The sequence below is a fragment of the Endozoicomonas sp. ONNA1 genome (genome assembly GCF_024606325.1).
GTDB lineage: Bacteria > Pseudomonadota > Gammaproteobacteria > Pseudomonadales > Endozoicomonadaceae > Endozoicomonas_A.
On record NZ_JAHHPN010000531.1, the window covers coordinates 1 to 17345 of the forward strand.

Here is a 17345-nt window from a genome sequence, read left to right on the forward strand (position 1 = left end):
ACCAATTTATTGCAACCGCAGTAGGACAGCCTTAAGTCCGACAGGCTGCTAGATGACTGCTTTATAAAATCAGCCTGGAGACTTGGCTTGCAAGCACCGTTCAGTCCATCCGATATCTGGCTCATCCTGACCAAAATACCCGAGGGTAGCGTGGTCACCTATGGACAACTGGCCAACATGGCCGGTGCACCAGGCTATGCCCGGGTAGTCGGTAACATTCTAAAGCAACTGCCTTCAGGTTCCGGACTTCCCTGGCACAGAGTCATCAACAGCAAAGGACAAATTTCGTTTCCAGTGTCCAGCGCCAAGTATCAACAACAGCAATCCTTGCTTGAATCAGAAGGTATCACTTTGCTCAATGGCAAAGTCAATCTGAAGCTATTTCAATGGAGTGGAGAGTAAATCTTGAACGACCTGGATCAGCACCCTGAAGACATTGCCCTGGCGATTGAAATTATTCGCCAGTTGGAAAACCTTAACTATCAACCTGAAACCATTCTCCAGGCAATGGTGCATGTTTGCAGGGATTCTCTCGGCAAGCTTCCAGAACAGGAAAAGGGGCAGTGGCAAGCAAAACTGATCGCCGAGATCAAAAGATAGAGTTAGCGGGCTTTTTTGCCCGCCTCGTCAATCGGGAGCAGCCTCCTCAGACTGCTCCATCAGCTTCTGTAAATAAGTGATTAACAGCAACACTGGCAATCCAAGAATAGCGGAGCCTGCAAAAAAGATGGGGTAGTTCACCGCATCCACGACGCTGCCGGAGTAGCCTGCCATCAGTTTGGGTACCAGTGTCATCAGTGAACTGAAGACTGCGTACTGCATCGCTGTGAATGCCCGGTTCGTCAGACTGGAGAGGAAAGCCACAAAGGCAGCAGAAGCAATACCGGCGCTGAGATTATCAGCTGCAATGACCACAGCAAGTATCCAGGTTTCAGGTTCCATTTGTGCCAGCATGGAAAACAGCAGGTTACTGACAGCAGCCAGTAGCCCACCGATCCAGAGGATTTTCATCACACCGTAGCGAAGGGCTAATAGCCCGCCCAGAAAACCACCGGCAATGGTCATCAACAAACCAAAGGTTTTGGTGATAGCGGCTATCTGTTCCTTGCTATACCCCATGTCCTTGTAAAACACATTGGCAACGGCTCCCATCACAATATCAGCAATCCGATAAGTGCCAACCAGCAGCAAAATATAGATCGCCAGTTTTCCATAACGCGCAAAGAAGTCAGTAAATGGTGTGACGTAAGTTTCTCTGACCATCCCCCTGGGTGCTACGTTCAGGCTGATCATCAACCAGGCAGACCCTCCACCCAGAGCGACACTGAACAGCAACCGGAAGGATTCAGAAAAGAATCCTGCAACATGTGCAGAAAGCCCGCCATCCACCAGCGTCGTTTTCAACTGGGAAGCTATCTCAGGGGTCAATGTAAAGCCTGCCACAAAAGCGCCTGCTGCCACTACAAACAACCCCAGAAAACGAACATAGTCACGGGTACCGTATTGTTCAGAGAAGGCTGACTGATTGTTTTCAGGCTCTGAAATCAATAGTGTGGTGGCAACCCCTACCAGCATGAACGCCGCCATACAACGATAAACAGAAGCCCAGGCCTCATAGTGGTAAACGGATTCGTCGCCACCTGAAAACCAGCTGGCCAATGCCAGACTGCCTGCCCCGGCTACTATCATACCGACTCTATAGCCTGCAATGTAAGCGGAAGACATCATGGCCTGAAGATCGCTCTCCGCAGCTTCTATACGATAGGCATCAATGACTATATCTTGTGTGGCCGATGAGAACCCCAGCATCACTGCCCCTACTGCAACCCAGGTCAATCCATAGATGGGATCATGACTCGCCATAAATAAAAGAGCAGCCATCACCGCAAACTGGGCAAGTAACAGCCAGGCTCTTCGGCGCCCGAGACTTTTTGTCAACCATGGCAGGGGAACCCGGTCAACCAATGGGGCCCAAACAAACTTGAATGAATAACCCAGGGCAGCCCAGCTGAAGAAAGTCACCATGCTGCGTTCAACACCCGCCTCCCGCAACCAGATAGACAGGCTACTGAATATGAGTAATATGGGAAGGCCTGCTGAAAAGCCAAGAAACAGAGCACTGATTACCCTAGGATGCCTGAAACTCTTCCATGCCTCTCCCCAGGAACGGGTAGAAGCGTTCATTAGTTGCATTCTGCTCCTCCGGGTGTGCTTTTGACGGTTTTTATAGTGTTCTTCGTTGAACTCTTGGTGGAAAACTGTCCCGATAATATCAACATAATGATTGTGCCTTCCAGTGGTCGAATCTATTGAACTGAGTTTATGTCGCAGAACTCCCGGGAAGTTTTAATCAAAGCACACCTGAACATGCCGGGGAACATTTTTTTCGTCTGGATGTTGCTCAACAGGAGAGGCGAGCCTCTCCTGTCAGGATCAGTCTCTGAAGTTATTGTATTGAAGAGGCATCTCGGTGTCCGCTTCTCTCAGCAAAGCAATAGCGCTCTGAAGATCATCACGCTTCTTGCCAGAGACGCGAACCTGCTCGCCCTGAATGGCAGGCTGTACCTTGAGCTTGGCATCCTTGATCATCTTGACGATTTTCCTGGCCTGCTCTTTATCCAGCCCCTGACGAACCACGACATCCTGTTTAACCTGCTTGCCAGAACCATAATGGTCTTTCACTTCCAGGCATTTAACATCAATGCCCCGTTTGACCATTTTGGTTTTCAGCATTTCAACCATCTGCACCAGCTGGAAGTCAGCATCGGCTGTCATCACAATCTGGTTTTCACCGCTCTTTTCAAAGCTGGCTTCAACCCCTCTGAAATCATAACGGGTGGTCAGCTCGCGGTTCGCCTGATCGACCGCATTGGTCAGCTCGTGCATATCCACTTCTGAAACAATATCAAATGAAGGCATGAGGGATTTTCCAATCAACAAACTCTGAAAGTAGATGACTATTGTATCCGAGAATCCCTGCTGAATGGCAAGCCCCCGTTACAACGGGTATGGCAATCAAGACGCTTTACCACGGTCTTCCAGCCTGAAACCAATTCTCACGGTCACCTGAAAATGTGCGATCTCACCATCCTCAATATGACCCCGATGCTCCACCACTTCGTACCAGCCCAGGTGATTCAGAGTGACACTGGCAGTGGCAATAGCATTGCGTATGGCATCGTCGCTGCTGACGGTTGAGCTGCCTACCACTTCCAGAATTTTATAGATGTGTGACATAAGTACTCTCCACGACGTTGGAACGTAGAGGTAGTATAGACATCCTTTTAATCGCGCTTGGCAAGAACAAACATTTGATAGCCGAACTGCCCCAAGAATTTACTGTAGATATCCAGCTCACTCTCGATATCCTTCAACGCTTCTGATTCAGACATATCTGATGACAAATCATGGATTCGTTTTTTCAGTGGTTCAGAGTAGTTATCCCACGACTCCCTGCTGAGAGAAAAGTGGTCGACTACATCATACCCGGCAGCATCCATTTGTTTCAGACGAGTGCTAATCGTCTGAATATCAGGATAGGACTGCTCCCAGAACGCCATCGCTTCTTTGTCTGGCTGATCTGTCAGCCAGACCAGGTCGCTTAACATCATGTAGCCACCGGGCTGAAGAAGCGGCCGCCACTGAGTCAGTGCTTTTTGAACCCCCATGATGTAAGCACTGCCTTCTGACCAGATGAGATCAAAGCTTTCTTTCTCGAAGGGCAATTCAGTCATGCTGACGCAGATACTGGAAAGCCTTCCGGAAATATCCTGTTCCTCAAAACGTTCTTCCAATCGAGCCAGTGCTGACGGTTCGTTATCTATTGCAGTGATGTTTGCGTCGGTATTGTCTATCAACAACTTGGTTGACAGACCTGTGCCACAACCAATCTCCAGAATATCAGCAGGGGCTTCAGGCAGCAGAGACAAGGCTTTCAGTGTGTCTTTTTCATTGCCTGGCCCCCAACGTTCCAGCGTCTCATAAACTTTCATAAAGTCGTTCATATAGGTTTCGTGATCATTCATGTCTTTTGATAACCATTTTAATCTGAGGGCTTCTTTCTCAGTAAAACCCTGCTTCACCAGCCAGTTAAGATGAGCATCCGGAGCCACCCTTTCGAGGTCTTCATGCCAGGTTCTGAGATCACCTTCACCCAGCATGGCTGCCAGCAACGCTCGTGATTGCTGCTTCAATGCAATGTCTTCATCAAGCTGCCTTAAGCGATTTCGTAACAAATCTTTGTCTATCTTTTCTTCAAGGCAAACTTTGCACTCTTTCAAAGTCAGCCCTCCCGCTTGCAGTTGCTGAATCAGGCGGACTCTTTGCAGGTCTTCATCGCTGTAGAAACGGTAGCCATTTTCAAGCCTCTTACCTGAAATAAGCTGCTGTTTCTCGTAGTAAAGAAGCGCAGTGCGTGAAAGCCCGACAGCGGCGGCTAATTCAGAAATTCGGTACACACTGAAGTATCCTCAAATCATCAACAGGGAGGAACTTTAAGCTATAAAGCTGTAGACAGGTCAAGGAAAATTGAACGCCCGGAAATAAACAGAGACCAATCCCAAGATGCCGAAAGCCTGTAAAGTGTCATCAACGTCTAGTTCAGTGGAGGTCTTACGCTGAAGTTCGACACAACAATTTCTCCACATATGTTTGATTTTCAAAAAAGATTGAAAAATACTCTATTTGCCATTATGACACATAACAAGGAGGATTTATGGCAACATCACTACCCAGAATCACCACCCGTATTGATACAGATACAAAAGAACTACTGGCTGAGGCTGCGGCTATTATCGGTGTTTCCAGCATTAATTCCTTTGTACTGTCCGCTGCTATTGAGAAGGCCAAACAGATCATGGACAGCGAGCGATCCCTGAAACTGAGCCAGCAAGATGCTCTGTTACTTGTGCAGGCTCTGGATAAAGATTTAAAACCCAATCCTCGACTTAAGCAGGCGGCCCAGCGTTATAAAAAGACAGGGAATAAATGAAAACTTTAATTCTCGATAAGAGCAAACACGACCGTCAAGGCTTTGATTGCGGTGTTTCTGCCCTGAACAATTATCTTCAAATGATGGCGAGGCAGCAGGCAGGGAATGACAATACCCGAACCTTTGTGCTGGAGGACTCAGATTGTCCAGAAACCATTATCGGGCATTACACGCTGACCATGATTCCACTGGACTTGCAGGCTCTGCCTGCCAGACTGCAAAAAAACACAGTAGCGCCGGTTCGGCAGGGCTGATTGCCCGCTTAGTCATCAACAAATACTACTCCGGGCAGGGTTATGGAGAGTGGTTGTTAATTGACGCTTTGCATAAATTACTACAAGCCAGAGATACTGTCGGATTCCCATTGGTTGTCGTAGATGCCAAATCCGGCATAGCTGCTTTTTATGAGAAATTTGGTTTCACACCTTTTATTAATAATCCAGACAAATTGTTTATCACCATTAAAGAGATCAGAGCCAGCCTGCAATAATCATTGCAACTATTCAGTGACACTCCCCGCCTTTGTTCATCAAATAGCTCGCTATTCTCGGTAATACTCCCAGTTATCCATTAGCGACTCCAGTTGCCTTATATACTGACGATATGCAGATAATTGCCACCCAACCCGCAGTAATAAAGGATTGACCGGACTGGTCTGAAAACCCAGACTTTGAACAAATTTGTCAAAAGGAACAGTGACAACTTTGTGCAAGGTTGCCATGTCAGCCTTCTGCATATCTTGCTCCTCATGTTCCATGGCAAGCCGGATCAAAAATCGCGTCAATGGCTCGACAAACGCAGCCTCTGATTGGAAAGGCCCCTCCGTATCAGAATGGTCCGAGTTGTCTTTTAACCAATGATAAATCTGACTGCAAATTTCTCCAACGGTAGCTTCTTCCTGAAATTTTTGTAATTCATCAATGGGGGGTATGATATCCGATCCAAAGCCCCTACGATGAGTTTCAATAGATTTTTCTAAACGTTCCAGTATTTTCGGGGATATTGCCGTGCAAACCAGATCCCGGATGTCAACTTCGTCGGTTGTATCCATTGGACTGGGGACATCTGGCTCCTCACCCAGGCCATTCCCGTTAGCACGGTTATGAAATAACAAGAACAGTCCTGTAACAAGTGAATAATAAACAGGGTCTTTCACTATGCGCAAAATATCGTTATTGGCGCTACTGTTGGCGTGATCAATACAATAAATACTGATACGATCGCTCTCCAGTTTCATCATGAAATTGCCCGTTTGGAAATCGGTGTTTAAAAAACAGGATTCACTGACTAAATCCAAATAAACCTCTAGCACAAGTTTATGAATGCCGACGATAATAGTATTTATTTCCGCTTCACTTAACCTTCCACCCTCTTTCCAGTCCGGCTGCCACGAAGTGAGCCTTTCCCTTAACGCGTCTGCCCGATCAAGAGAACAGCCATCAATATACTCCATCACAAGGGCATCAGGACGGGATAAAGGTACAGACACCTCAGGTACCCTGAACTGAACCGGCACCTGATGGCCTGAACCGGTACTTACCTGATACTGCCTGGTTTCTGTCAAATCTTTTAATGCCTCAGACGCTTTTTCGGTAAACGTAAGTTCCCGTGATAAATCACACTCATTACTAAAATTCTTGAATGCACTGGATATGTCGTCAAAGCATATCTTAGAGATAAAACCCCAGTCATGGAGGGTAGAAAACAGGCTGATCATCATCGAAACATCAATGTTAATTTTTTCTGCCAACTCAGGTGATAAAGATTTAACAGCAAAATCTCTTCCACCAATATTGAACTTATCGACCTGTCAAACAGTCCCACGCCCAAGTGTTTCAACATGCCGTACAGGTACTGCTGAAACGGCACTGTTAGCTATGAACTGGCTACCGCTGTCATTATCAACTGTGCCTGATCGTTCCAACTTGGCATCTTCAGAAAGCAGTCCGACATTAACCAGATTGTGCTCGATAATTTTCCTGATTACCTCAGGATCAACCTTGCCTGCCGAATACTGGCTTGCGACTTTGATTATTTCAGTCGTGTAGTTATGAAGATCTTGATATGATTTGAAATACTCAGCCGGTGCCTGTGTTGCAGCTACGTATTGGCCTATTTTGCCGCACAGCCCGCCATGTTTATGAAAAAACTGAGCAATTGGTTCAGGAGAACGATAACAAGCCACCTTCGCCAGTGTAGTGCAGCCACTATAAGCCAACCCAAGAACACGTGATGTCCTTTTAAGGGAGCGGGTGAGTCCTTGTGTCACTGAGCTAGCCGCCTGAGATATCGTCCTGAAAACCAGGGTTTCACCCGCTCTGGAGTGATCGGCTGCAGGGTATTCATGCGCCGGTTGCAATTGCTTATCGGGATTAATGGCGGTGACAGTGCTTTTTGATGATGCACTGGTGGAAGCAGTAATATCAGACACCCTGCTGTAAACACCGGTGCTGGTCACTCCTCCGGTATTATTGGAAACATCCATATCATTCTCCTTGGCTCATCCATATTGTTTACCTGCTATTTTTGACTTGAACGAATCGAAGAAGTTCATTTTTAATTCTTGTTATTTTTTGCCTTTTTCAATGTTGAATTGACACAGCGGTAAACAGGTCAAGAAAAATTGAGTGGTCGAGAACAAATAGAGACCGACTTACTCCGCAGGCGACACTCAATATTCACATATCATCTTTGACTGTTTAAACTCGCGCGGATTATCTCAACCAGAGTGAGCCAAGAAGTGACCTGGCATATCATCGGTGCTGGCAGTATGGGCTGCCTGTGGACAGCTCATCTCCTCAAGGCCGGAATGAAACCCACCCTGCTTGTTCGTGAACAAAGGTTGCGCTCGCTCAATGCTGCCCAGCCTGTTCTAACCATTGATGAACTGGATGGCACCACTCAACACTACCCCATCAAAGTGGATTCTCCCGAATCTCTCACTGACTCGATCACACATTTAATGGTCTGCACAAAAGCTCAGGATGCTGAAGCTGCGGTTCTCTCACTGGCTGATCATTTATCAGACCAATGTCAGATACTAGTAATGCAGAACGGTATGGGAAGCCAGCAAGCGGTAGCACAACATTTCAGCTCACAAACCATATGGGCCGCATCGACGACAGAAGGGGCATGGATGAAAGACTTTCTGCATGTCTGCCATGCCGGTCGTGGATCAACCTGGGTCGGTCCTGTCGTTCAGAACCCTGACGAATCTGTCTGGCACGCTTTCAAAGAGGCTCTGGAAAAACTGCCAATCGATATTCAGTTTACCCATAAGATTGAACAAAAGCTCTGGGATAAGCTGGCGGTCAATTGTGCCATCAACGGTCTTACTGCCTTGTATGATTGCAGGAATGGTGAACTTCTGAACACTGAAGAACGTCAACAGCGTCTGGCAGCCTTGGCTGAAGAAGTGATGCAGGTGAGGCAATCGGCCGGTATTCCCGGTTCAGGAAACCTTTCTGAGTTAGTCAGGCAAGTCTGTCGGGATACTGCGATGAATCACTCCTCCACCTGCATGGATGTCCGACAGGGTCGAAAAACCGAGCTGGCTTTTATCAACGGCTATCTGATTGAGCAGGCCGAAAAGCTGGGGGTGGAGACACCTGTCAATCGGGCATTGATGAGAGAGTTGGCAGAACTCAGCATCCGGTAGTCGGAAATAAAAACGCCATTACCTCATCGACCGTGAGGCGAGTGCCATAACCTGATAGCCGATCCCAGTTGGCACCGGTAGTGAGCAAATCTGAGAATAACTCCGGTTTTTGCATCCGTTGCAATAGACTTTATTTTAAATTGTCCATCATCCTCCTCGGAAAGGGTGTAGACAATTTGCCATTCTGTCCAGGCTGGCACTACCCATTCCGGCTCAGGAGGGACATCCCTGAGTCCGAGCACTAAATGCGTACTCACTTTATAACTCGTTGACATCACTATTGAGCCATCTTCATTAATGTTGTTTTGTTTAAAAACAGTCATCTTTTTTCCTTTGAGACTCTGAAATAATGGCCACTTATCCGTACACTGGTCGAGATCAATCACACCGGTAACAGACAGTTCTCCTTGCTCAAGAGCACTCTTGAGCGATGAGTAGGATTCAATTTGTGTGGCCCCGGCCCATGCCCATGCCCATGCCTTGGAACAGATGATAACCACTGTGAGAAAAGCACAGGTGATCAGCCTGAAAATATACATGTGTTTTTGCTTGTTGTTGCGTTTTGAAAGAAATCTCCATTATAGGTGATGATGCGCCATTGCATTCGGCAAGACCAAAGATATCTATTTTACGGCTATCTGATTGAGCTGGCTGAAAAACCGGTGGTAAAAACACCGGCTAACCAGCCACCAATGAGAGAAATGACAGAACTCAGCACCCAGTAACCATAAAAACTGCCGACGCCCTGATGACCGTGAGGTGTTCGCCATAACTTAACAGCCGATCCCAGTTGGCACCTGTATTGACCTGCCCTCAGGATCGCTCCGGTATTTGTATCTGTCGCAATAAACTTTATATTAAATTGGCCATCATCCTCCTCGGAAAGAGTGAAGGCACTTTGCCCCTCTATCCAGACTTGCCCTACCCACTCTGGCGGAGGATTGGCAAGCTTGAGTTCATTAAATGCATACTCACTTTATAGCTCGTTAACATCACTATTGAGCCATCTTCATTAATGGTGTTCTGTTTAAAAACAATCATCTTTTTTCCTCTGGAATTCAGTGATAATGGCCACTTATTCTGACACTGTTCCATATCAATCAGGCCGTTAACAGGCACTTTCCCCTGCCCAAGAGCACTCTTGAGCGCTGAGTAGGATTCAATTTGTGTGTTCCCGGCCCACGCCTCAGAAAAAAAGATAACCAGAGTAAGAAAAGCACAGGCGACCAACCTGACAATGCACATGTTTTCTGCCTGTTGCTGTGTTTTATATGAGATCTCAAAGACCGTGAGGTGTACGCCATAACTTAATAGCCGATCCCAGTGGGCACCTGTAGTCTCCGGTTATGAGGGTCTTTCCGGTCTTTGCATCCGCTGCAATAAACTTGACTTTAAATTCCTTATCATCCTGACTGGAAAGGTCGTAGCCACTCTGCCACTCTATCCAGACTGGCATGTCTTCTGTCCGGTCTGGCAGACGACTGGCCCACTTGCTTTCATCCATAAGCGTATTCACTTTGTAGGTGGTTAGCATACTCACCGTGCCGTCTTCGTAGATGGCGTTTCGTTTGAAAATAGTGATCTCTTTTCCCCGAAAATCCAGAGTCTTTTGCGACTTACTCGTGCACTGAGCAAAATCAATCACACCGATAATAGGCACTTCTCCCTGTTCAAGAGCGTCCCTGAGGGCTGGGTAGGAGTCAATTTGTGTGGTCCCGGCCCATGCCTGAGAGCAGGAGATGACCAGAGCAAGAAGGGCACAGGCAAAGAACCTGATGATGAACATACTATGTGCCTGCCACTGTGTTTTAAAAGGGATTACAATTATAGATCAAGACAGGCTATTGCAATCGGCAAGACCAAAGACATCAAGTTGTTTATAATCCCAGCCAATTTTTCATCATTCCCGGTAAAACATAAGTAGACTCAACATGCAGCCCCATGACAATCTCACCTCCGACCTGATCGACACTATCCAGCGCAATGTTCGCCATGCTCTGGAAGAGGATATCGGTTCAGGTGACATTACGGCCTCTCTGATTCCTGCCGGGCAAATGGCCAAAGCCCGTATCCTATGCCGTGAGCCTGCCGTTATTGCCGGACGCCCCTGGTTTGATGAAGTGTTCAGACAGATCGATTCATCGGTCAATCTGAACTGGCAGGTTAAGGAAGGTGAACGTGTTGCAGCGGATCAGGTTCTGGTTTACATGGAAGGCCCTGCCAGAAGCCTGTTGACCGGTGAACGTGCTGCCATGAATTTCCTTCAGACCCTTTCCGGCACCGCTACCCGCTGTTATCACTATGCCAGTCAGGTCAAAGAGACAGACGTTCGACTGCTGGACACCCGCAAAACCCTGCCCGGTCTTCGTCTTGCCCAAAAGTACGCCGTCAAGGCAGGCGGATGCCACAATCACCGAATCGGACTTTATGATGCCTTCCTGATCAAGGAAAACCATATTGCCGCCTGCGGGGGTATTGAGCAGGCAGTCGACACCGCCCGAACCATGGCTCCGGGCAAACCCGTAGAAGTGGAAGTCGAGAACATGGAGGAGTTCCGACGGGCAAGAAGCGCTGGTGCCGACATTATCATGCTGGACAACTTCCCTCTGGAAACACTGCGTGAGACCGTTGAGTTGAACAAAACTCTGCCAGCGCCTCAGCCCGGACTGGAAGCTTCCGGAGGAATCACCGAGGAGCGCCTGCCGATGATCGCAGCGACCGGCGTCGACTTTATTTCTATCGGAACGCTCACCAAAGACATTGAGTCCGTTGACCTTTCCATGAGACTGGTTGATATCACAGAGATCTGAACAGGAAGCCACAGAGCATGAGTAAAATTCTGGTCACAGGGGGGGCTGGTTATATCGGTAGCCATACCTGCCTGGAATTATTAAACGACGGCTACGAAATAGTAGTTCTGGACAACCTTAGCAACAGCAACCAAGAATCTCTGCGCCGGGTTCAGGAGATAACTGGCAAGACACTGGAGTTTGTGAACGGCGACATCCGCGATCGAGCCTTGCTGGACACTCTCTTTCAACAGCATGATTTTGAAGCCGTCATCCACTTTGCAGGGTTGAAAGCCGTAGGAGAGTCCTGCGAGATTCCACTCGATTACTATGACAACAATGTGTACGGCACCTTGGTACTTTGTCAGGCCATGCAGGCAGCTCGTGTTAAACGTATCGTTTTCAGCTCGTCAGCGACTGTCTATGGTGATCCGGCCACTCTGCCGATCACGGAAGATTTTCCGCTGAGTGCCACCAATCCGTACGGTCGCTCGAAGCTGATGGTGGAAGAAGTTCTGGGAGACCTCTTCAAATCAGATACAGACTGGAGCATTGCGCTGCTTCGTTACTTTAATCCGGCAGGCGCTCACCCTTCTGGTCGTATCGGCGAAGATCCTAATGACATCCCCAACAACCTGATGCCCTATGTGTCTCAGGTGGCCATTGGAAAGCTGGAAAAACTGCGAGTCTTTGGTGACGACTATCCCACCGTCGACGGCACCGGAGTTCGTGATTATATCCACGTCGTGGATCTGTCACTGGGCCATGTCAAAGCCATAGAAAAACTTCGTACAACCAAAGGCGTACATATCTGGAACCTCGGCGTAGGCAAAGGTTGTAGCGTACTGGAAATCGTTGCAGCGTTTGAGAAAGCGTCTGGACAAAATGTGCCTTATGAAATCACACCTCGCCGTTCCGGAGACATTGCTGCCTGCTATGCCAATCCCGAAAGAGCCCTCAATCAGCTAGGCTGGAAAGCAGAGCGAGGACTGGAAGACATGGTGACCGACGCTTGGCGCTGGCAGTCCGAAAATCCCAATGGCTATAACCCGTAAACTTATAGCCATTTGATTCTGACCCACCTCCCGATCAGTTTCGTCTTTTGTTGCCGATCAATAAAAGACGATACCCGCCCCGGAAAACTGATCATGAAACACCTTTTTTTACCCTTACTTTTGCTCATCCCAGTGGCGGCATGGAGTGCCTGCCCAAGCTGGTCTGCTGTGCAGGCTGAAAAGCAGATCACTGCTCTGCACAAAGAAATCAAACACCACGACGATCTCTACTTCAACAAGCACTCTCCGGTCCTTACCGACCATGAATACGATGCGCTAAAAGCTCAACTGCAATCTCTGAAACACTGTTTTCCAGAACTGACACTCCCCGCTGTCGCTGAAGAGAATGCCGAAGGACAAGTCGATCATCGCGCCTTTATGGGTAGTTTGAAAAAAGCCCGGGACATTAACGACATCAAAAAATTCCTCAAAGAAGCCGGAAAGGAAAGCATTCTGGTTCAACCCAAGATAGATGGTGTTGCGGTTGAGCTGGTTTATCAGAACCGCAAACTGGTAGCCGCTTCCACCCGTGGCACAGGCGACAGAGGAGAGAATATTCTAGATGCAGTCAAACAGATGCCCATGATCCCGAAAGTGCTGAAAACGGAATACAATGACATTATCCTCCATGGAGAACTGTTTGCCCGTTTGAGTGAGACCGTCAGACATTCCACTTACAGCAGTGCCCGCCATTTTGTCTCCGGCCATATCAGTCGCAAAGAACTGGATGTTAGTTCACTGGACAGTATCGAGTTTTTCCCCTGGCGCTGGGTCAACAGCCCGTTTGAGAGCGACATAACGGTTATTAACACCCTATACAGCTATGGCTTTGAACTGCCCGCCCGGTATACCGATCTGGTGAATACTCTGAAAGAGATAGAAAAAATCCGTCAAACCTACAGCAAACCCAGTGGTGAAGAACCCTTCCTGATGGACGGTATTGTTCTGAAACTGGACAACCTCGAGCTTCGCAAAAAACTGGGCTGGGACAGCCGCAGCCCTGCCTGGGCCATTGCCTGGAAATTCGCTTCAGACAGTGCGGTAACGGAAGTTAAGGGCGTTGATTTCAGAGTGGGACGAACCGGCCATATCACCCCGGTACTTCAGGTGGAACCGGTAGCAATCAGAGGGGAGACAGTCCGTCAGGTATCACTGGGCAGCATCAAAAACCTGACTGGGAAGGATATTGCTATTGGCGACCAGATTTCTGTTCAGCTGAAAGGTGCCGCTACACCCGTTTTTGGTCAGGTTGTTCTGAGACCGGAGCATCGCACCCAATCGACACCACCAGACCCGACAGGTTACGATGCCTTCTCCTGCCTGGAGTTGAAGCCCGGCTGTGAAGAACAGCTGACGGCAAGAGTAAAGTGGCTGGGGACAAGGTTGGATATTCCCTTCTTGCACGAGCCTCTGATTAAAAAACTGATGTTAAATAAAATTATCAGCCGCTTACCAGATAGTTTCAAAATGTCTGAATATGATCTGAAACAGGCAGGCTTAAATGAGCACTCATCGAAACAACTGCTAATGGTACTCGGCACTCTCCACATGGCTTCTCTGAAGTCCCAGATAAGAGCCTTGAGCATTCCACAGGTGGGAGAAAGTCGTTCTGAAAAACTGGTAGCCCATTTCAAAAGCTGGAAAAAAATTCTTAATGCTACGCCTCAGGAAATAGCTGCTGTGGCTTTGATGTCCGTTGAGCAGGCTCGGAGAGCTAAAAGCTATTTAAATGCTCCGAGCATCAGGGACTCTATTGAATGGTTTAGACGACCATGACTGTATTTCCGCCTTAAGCAGTCTCAAAAGCATCAACAATAAAAACCTCTCTGGCTTCCGGGCTGTCTCGTTCCGCAGTAGGATCATAATCTTATACGGGTTCATGCCGTTAAAAAACAATTACTGCGCTGATGCTCCCACTTAGATGAAGAGTGTCTTTTGATTGTTATCTTTATGAAAGGGCAGTGGCTAGATCAAGGACTATCTTTATCATTGCATTTCAGGTCATCAAGCTTGCGTTTTCGATGTATTCGTTTGTGATTCGACAGGGCTTTGAGACTGTCGCAAACCTTTCCGCATAGCTGCAGCTGGCTATCATCACCGGTCACCGTCACCTCACAGGTTTGTGGCCCACTGTGGGAGCTTCTTTTGTGATCCGACAACGCTTTGGGGCCATTGAATACCCTCCCGCATGGCAACAGCTGGCTATCTTCCCCGACCACGATGACGTCACAGGTTCGTGGACTCCTGTGGTACCTGTCTTTGTGATTTATCAGGGCTTGTTCATTCTTGCAGAGCGTTCTGCATGGTCGCTGCTGGCCACTTTTACCGACCACTGTCGCCTTACAGGTTTGTTCCCCGGTGTGGTATCTGATTTTGTGAGATGACAGTGATCGGGCATGCTTGAAGGTTTTCCCACATGGCCACTCATGGCCGTCTTCCCCGACCACAGTGATGTCACAGGTCTTTTGTCCATTGTGGTAAATGCTTTTGTGACAGTGAAGGGCATGGGTATTCTTGCAGACCGTCCCGCAAGGCCGCTGTTTGCCATCCTTCCCGAGCACGGTCATGTCACAGGTTTGTGGCTCTGAGTGGTAGATTGCTTTGTGATCCAACAGCGCTTTAGGGCCGTTGAAGACCATCCCGCATGGCCGCGGCTGGCCATCTTCCCCGATCGCAGCCACATCGCAGGTTCGTTGTTTTCTGTGGTATCTGTCTTTGTGATCGGTCAGGGCTCTGGCATTTTTACAGGACACACCACATGGTCGCTGTTGGCCATCCTCTCCGGCTACCGTGGCCTCACAGGTTCGTTGCCCGGTATGGTATCTGCTTTTGTGACATAACAGAGATCGGACATGCTTGAATACTTTCCCACATGGCTGCTGATGGCCATCCTCCCCGAACACGGGCAATTCACAGGTTTGTTGCCCGCTGTGGTACATGTATTTGTGTGTGTAGAGAGCACGAGCATTCTTGCAGACTTTCCAGCATTGCCGCAGCTGACCATCCTCCTCGACCACTATCACGTTACAAGTTGCTTTCCCGGCAGGAGCCGTTGTACTGGCTTCCCCTGCATCGACTGAGTTCAGGGCAACCCTGTCTGAGGCAACCCCGTCTGAGGCGACCCCTTCTAAAGAGTTGCAGCTATTCAAAGGAGCGTTTTGTCCGGGTGTTGCTACTGTCGAAACTCCTACAGAATCCAACGGCGATTGAGCTAACCCCGTGCTAACGGTTGAGGATCGGAATTGACAAACGCCGTGACAGGGCTGGACGAAACAATTTAAACCTAAACTGTGCAAATGTTGATGAGGGTCTCCGTTACCGTTTCCAGAGTCAGAGCACACAAGACTGGTGCAATAGCCTGTGGCTAAGGTGGCATTCTGGCCGGACGATTCTGATGGCTGGCCCTGTTGCTGACAGGTTTGATGGTTATTTCCAGAGCCAAACATCATAGTGATGGTGGCAAACGGATGAAACTCACTCGCCTTTTGTTGTCCACTCGGGTTAAACGACGGTGAACCGGGGTTCCAATAGTTCTGTAAAAGCCAACTGACAGTGACGGCCATTTCTACAGGTGACCACGAATAAGGTGTGATTTTTAGAGAGGCGCCTTTGGTTGTCAGGATTAGTTCGTAACCCACCAGCAGCTGGATGTTGTAGAGCCATTGCCATGAAATCGATTCAATATGTGTTGTTTTAACCCCGTATTCGCCCGATTTGTGTGGATTGTGATCAGGTGGCAAGCCTGATTCTGTATAACTGTTTGCGTAGGCAATGACTGACGGGTTACCTGAGAATGTACGCCGGTCACGCATTATAGTGAAGCGCTGTTTCGTAGAACCTTTTTTCTGCTCAAGCTCGACAATATAACGTTCTGTCAATGGTTGGGTCTGGCAGTTGACAGAAAACAATAGCAGTAAGAGCGCTGCTACAAAGAGTGAGTGTTTAATAATTCTATCCCTGCTTTCCGGTTTACAGAAAGGAAGGATAGATCAAGAAAATAAGTGTGCTTTCCCGTTAAAAGCCCATTAAAGCGCTTCTGCGATTCGACAGGGCTATGGCATAGTCGCAGACCGTCCTGCTTGACTGCTGCCAGCCATCCTCCCCGACTATGGTGACGTCACAGTTTTTTTGACCGTTGTGGTATTTTCTTTTGTCAACCGTTAAGGATACTGCATTTAAACTACAAAATAGAAAGGGTATATCTTTCGGGTCCAGAGCACATAGCTATTGGGGAATAGCCATTTATCTCGATTCATTCGGGCACATTGTCAATTAATACGAGCATGGTCAGGGTATTATTCTCAGTTAATTGGGGATCAAAAAAAGGGGGGCTTTTTTGCAGGTAAAACGGACTTTATTTGCAAGCAGCTACAACCAGGCTTCATTCTGGAGTCACTTTTATCGTCAGATAAACGCCAGACAGAAAAAAGGCCGGATTTAATCCGGCCTAGTTGATGACAAATTTTATTATGGACAAGCTGAAATAGTAGTGGTATAACCGGGATAATTCTGAACAGCATCTATAGCACATAAGTTATTTGCTCCCGCTGCACCAGTACAAAAAACCTGCCAGCTGGTTCCTACAGTGTCTGGACACATAGTCACCGTTTGACTACCAAATGGACTTCCAGGTGTAATTACAATAGACGATTTGTCTGATGCTCCTGCACTTACTTTCCCTGCGGGACCAGGCACTGAATTTTCAGTAAGATCACAATCAGCCAATGCGTGTGACTGTAAACAGATCGAAATAGCTGTTTTATAGGCGTTAGCTTCCTGAATAGCAGCGCTAGCAGTGGCATTACGGGTATAGTTCTGGTACTGGGGAATCGCCACTGCCGCCAGAATACCAA

The 17345-nt window shown here is 48.0% G+C and carries 17 protein-coding genes and 2 pseudogenes; 8 read left to right on the forward strand and 11 right to left on the reverse strand.

Features of this window, described 5'->3' with window-relative positions; genetic code table 11:
• Positions 1-87: 87 nt before the first annotated feature.
• Both KDK19_RS12120 and KDK19_RS12125 read left to right on the forward strand, forming a co-directional pair.
• Positions 88-402, forward strand: coding sequence for an MGMT family protein (locus tag KDK19_RS12120; RefSeq protein WP_257252865.1), 315 nt, complete (start codon positions 88-90; stop codon positions 400-402).
• A 3-nt stretch (positions 403-405) separates the two neighbouring features.
• On the forward strand, positions 406-600 hold the full coding sequence (locus KDK19_RS12125; RefSeq protein WP_257252864.1) for a hypothetical protein: 195 nt from the start codon (positions 406-408) through the stop codon (positions 598-600).
• Positions 601-627: 27 nt separating this feature from the next.
• On the opposite strand, the gene KDK19_RS12130 is transcribed toward KDK19_RS12125, so the two are convergent.
• From KDK19_RS12130 to KDK19_RS12145, 4 genes are all read right to left on the reverse strand, one after another.
• Positions 628-2193 carry an MFS transporter gene (locus KDK19_RS12130; protein ID WP_257280248.1) on the reverse strand — a complete coding sequence of 522 codons (1566 nt, stop codon included), beginning with the start codon at positions 2191-2193 and terminating at the stop codon, positions 628-630.
• A 240-nt stretch (positions 2194-2433) separates the two neighbouring features.
• Positions 2434-2919, reverse strand: a complete 486-nt coding sequence (locus KDK19_RS12135) for a YajQ family cyclic di-GMP-binding protein (protein WP_257252861.1) — start codon at positions 2917-2919, stop codon at positions 2434-2436.
• Between the two features lie 96 nt (positions 2920-3015).
• Positions 3016-3237, reverse strand: a complete 222-nt coding sequence (locus KDK19_RS12140) for a dodecin (RefSeq protein ID WP_257252859.1) — start codon at positions 3235-3237, stop codon at positions 3016-3018.
• A gap of 47 nt (positions 3238-3284) precedes the next feature.
• Entirely contained in the window at positions 3285-4457 is a 1173-nt protein-coding gene (locus KDK19_RS12145) for a MerR family transcriptional regulator (protein ID WP_257292064.1), read from the reverse strand.
• Positions 4458-4714: 257 nt separating this feature from the next.
• On the opposite strand from KDK19_RS12145, the gene KDK19_RS12150 reads away from it, so the two are divergent.
• A complete protein-coding gene (locus KDK19_RS12150) occupies positions 4715-4990 on the forward strand; it encodes a DUF1778 domain-containing protein (RefSeq protein WP_257252857.1) in 276 nt (91 codons plus the stop codon).
• A pseudogene (locus KDK19_RS12155) lies at positions 4987-5480 on the forward strand (GNAT family N-acetyltransferase). Before KDK19_RS12150 ends, KDK19_RS12155 begins: the two are co-directional and overlap by 4 nt.
• Before the next feature lie 51 nt (positions 5481-5531).
• On the opposite strand, the gene KDK19_RS12160 reads toward KDK19_RS12155, so the two are convergent.
• Both KDK19_RS12160 and KDK19_RS12165 read right to left on the reverse strand, forming a co-directional pair.
• Positions 5532-6782, reverse strand: a complete 1251-nt coding sequence (locus KDK19_RS12160) for an AarF/UbiB family protein (RefSeq protein ID WP_257292068.1) — start codon at positions 6780-6782, stop codon at positions 5532-5534.
• An 18-nt stretch (positions 6783-6800) separates the two neighbouring features.
• Positions 6801-7475 carry a hypothetical protein gene (locus KDK19_RS12165; protein WP_257292065.1) on the reverse strand — a complete coding sequence of 225 codons (675 nt, stop codon included), beginning with the start codon at positions 7473-7475 and terminating at the stop codon, positions 6801-6803.
• Between the two features lie 255 nt (positions 7476-7730).
• On the opposite strand from KDK19_RS12165, the gene KDK19_RS12170 reads away from it, so the two are divergent.
• Positions 7731-8648, forward strand: a complete 918-nt coding sequence (locus KDK19_RS12170; protein ID WP_257252852.1) for a 2-dehydropantoate 2-reductase — start codon at positions 7731-7733, stop codon at positions 8646-8648.
• 23 nt (positions 8649-8671) lie between these two features.
• Here the strand turns inward: KDK19_RS12170 and KDK19_RS12175 are convergent, their stop codons facing one another.
• The 3 genes from KDK19_RS12175 to KDK19_RS12185 all read right to left on the reverse strand — a co-directional run bounded on the left by KDK19_RS12175 (position 8672) and on the right by KDK19_RS12185 (position 10434).
• Positions 8672-9187 (reverse strand): hypothetical protein, encoded by a 516-nt coding sequence (locus KDK19_RS12175; protein WP_257292066.1) that lies wholly within the window; start codon positions 9185-9187, stop codon positions 8672-8674.
• A 382-nt stretch (positions 9188-9569) separates the two neighbouring features.
• Positions 9570-9893, reverse strand: a complete 324-nt coding sequence (locus KDK19_RS12180; protein WP_257287195.1) for a hypothetical protein — start codon at positions 9891-9893, stop codon at positions 9570-9572.
• A 34-nt stretch (positions 9894-9927) separates the two neighbouring features.
• A complete protein-coding gene (locus tag KDK19_RS12185; protein ID WP_257275176.1) occupies positions 9928-10434 on the reverse strand; it encodes a hypothetical protein in 507 nt (168 codons plus the stop codon).
• A gap of 145 nt (positions 10435-10579) precedes the next feature.
• Here KDK19_RS12185 and nadC point away from each other — a divergent pair, with 145 nt between their 5' ends.
• From nadC to KDK19_RS12200, 3 genes are all read left to right on the forward strand, one after another.
• Positions 10580-11458: a carboxylating nicotinate-nucleotide diphosphorylase gene (gene nadC / locus KDK19_RS12190; protein WP_257252846.1), complete on the forward strand. Its 879-nt coding sequence runs from the start codon at positions 10580-10582 to the stop codon at positions 11456-11458.
• 17 nt (positions 11459-11475) lie between these two features.
• Complete coding sequence (gene galE / locus KDK19_RS12195; RefSeq protein ID WP_257280250.1) at positions 11476-12492, forward strand: UDP-glucose 4-epimerase GalE; 1017 nt, start codon at positions 11476-11478, stop codon at positions 12490-12492.
• 93 nt (positions 12493-12585) lie between these two features.
• Positions 12586-14268 (forward strand): helix-hairpin-helix domain-containing protein, encoded by a 1683-nt coding sequence (locus KDK19_RS12200; RefSeq protein WP_257280251.1) that lies wholly within the window; start codon positions 12586-12588, stop codon positions 14266-14268.
• A 194-nt stretch (positions 14269-14462) separates the two neighbouring features.
• On the opposite strand, the gene KDK19_RS12205 is transcribed toward KDK19_RS12200, so the two are convergent.
• Together KDK19_RS12205 and KDK19_RS12210 are read right to left on the reverse strand one after the other, a co-directional pair.
• Positions 14463-16370, reverse strand: coding sequence for a hypothetical protein (locus KDK19_RS12205; RefSeq protein ID WP_257292067.1), 1908 nt, complete (start codon positions 16368-16370; stop codon positions 14463-14465).
• A 589-nt stretch (positions 16371-16959) separates the two neighbouring features.
• Positions 16960-17345 (reverse strand): annotated as a pseudogene (locus tag KDK19_RS12210) (hypothetical protein); the annotation flags it as partial.

What these genes read in the sequence shown, in the direction of transcription:
- KDK19_RS12130 (WP_257280248.1), bottom strand. Translation starts at nt 2,193, where the DNA reads ATGCAACTAATGAACGCTTCTACCCGTTCCTGGGGAGAGGCATGGAAG.
- KDK19_RS12135 (WP_257252861.1), bottom strand. Translation starts at nt 2,919, where the DNA reads ATGCCTTCATTTGATATTGTTTCAGAAGTGGATATGCACGAGCTGACC.
- KDK19_RS12140 (WP_257252859.1), bottom strand. Translation starts at nt 3,237, where the DNA reads ATGTCACACATCTATAAAATTCTGGAAGTGGTAGGCAGCTCAACCGTC.
- KDK19_RS12150 (WP_257252857.1), top strand. Translation starts at nt 4,715, where the DNA reads ATGGCAACATCACTACCCAGAATCACCACCCGTATTGATACAGATACA.
- KDK19_RS12165 (WP_257292065.1), bottom strand. Translation starts at nt 7,475, where the DNA reads ATGGATGTTTCCAATAATACCGGAGGAGTGACCAGCACCGGTGTTTAC.
- KDK19_RS12175 (WP_257292066.1), bottom strand. Translation starts at nt 9,187, where the DNA reads ATGTATATTTTCAGGCTGATCACCTGTGCTTTTCTCACAGTGGTTATC.
- KDK19_RS12180 (WP_257287195.1), bottom strand. Translation starts at nt 9,893, where the DNA reads ATGTGCATTGTCAGGTTGGTCGCCTGTGCTTTTCTTACTCTGGTTATC.
- KDK19_RS12185 (WP_257275176.1), bottom strand. Translation starts at nt 10,434, where the DNA reads ATGTTCATCATCAGGTTCTTTGCCTGTGCCCTTCTTGCTCTGGTCATC.
- nadC (WP_257252846.1), top strand. Translation starts at nt 10,580, where the DNA reads ATGCAGCCCCATGACAATCTCACCTCCGACCTGATCGACACTATCCAG.
- galE (WP_257280250.1), top strand. Translation starts at nt 11,476, where the DNA reads ATGAGTAAAATTCTGGTCACAGGGGGGGCTGGTTATATCGGTAGCCAT.
- KDK19_RS12200 (WP_257280251.1), top strand. Translation starts at nt 12,586, where the DNA reads ATGAAACACCTTTTTTTACCCTTACTTTTGCTCATCCCAGTGGCGGCA.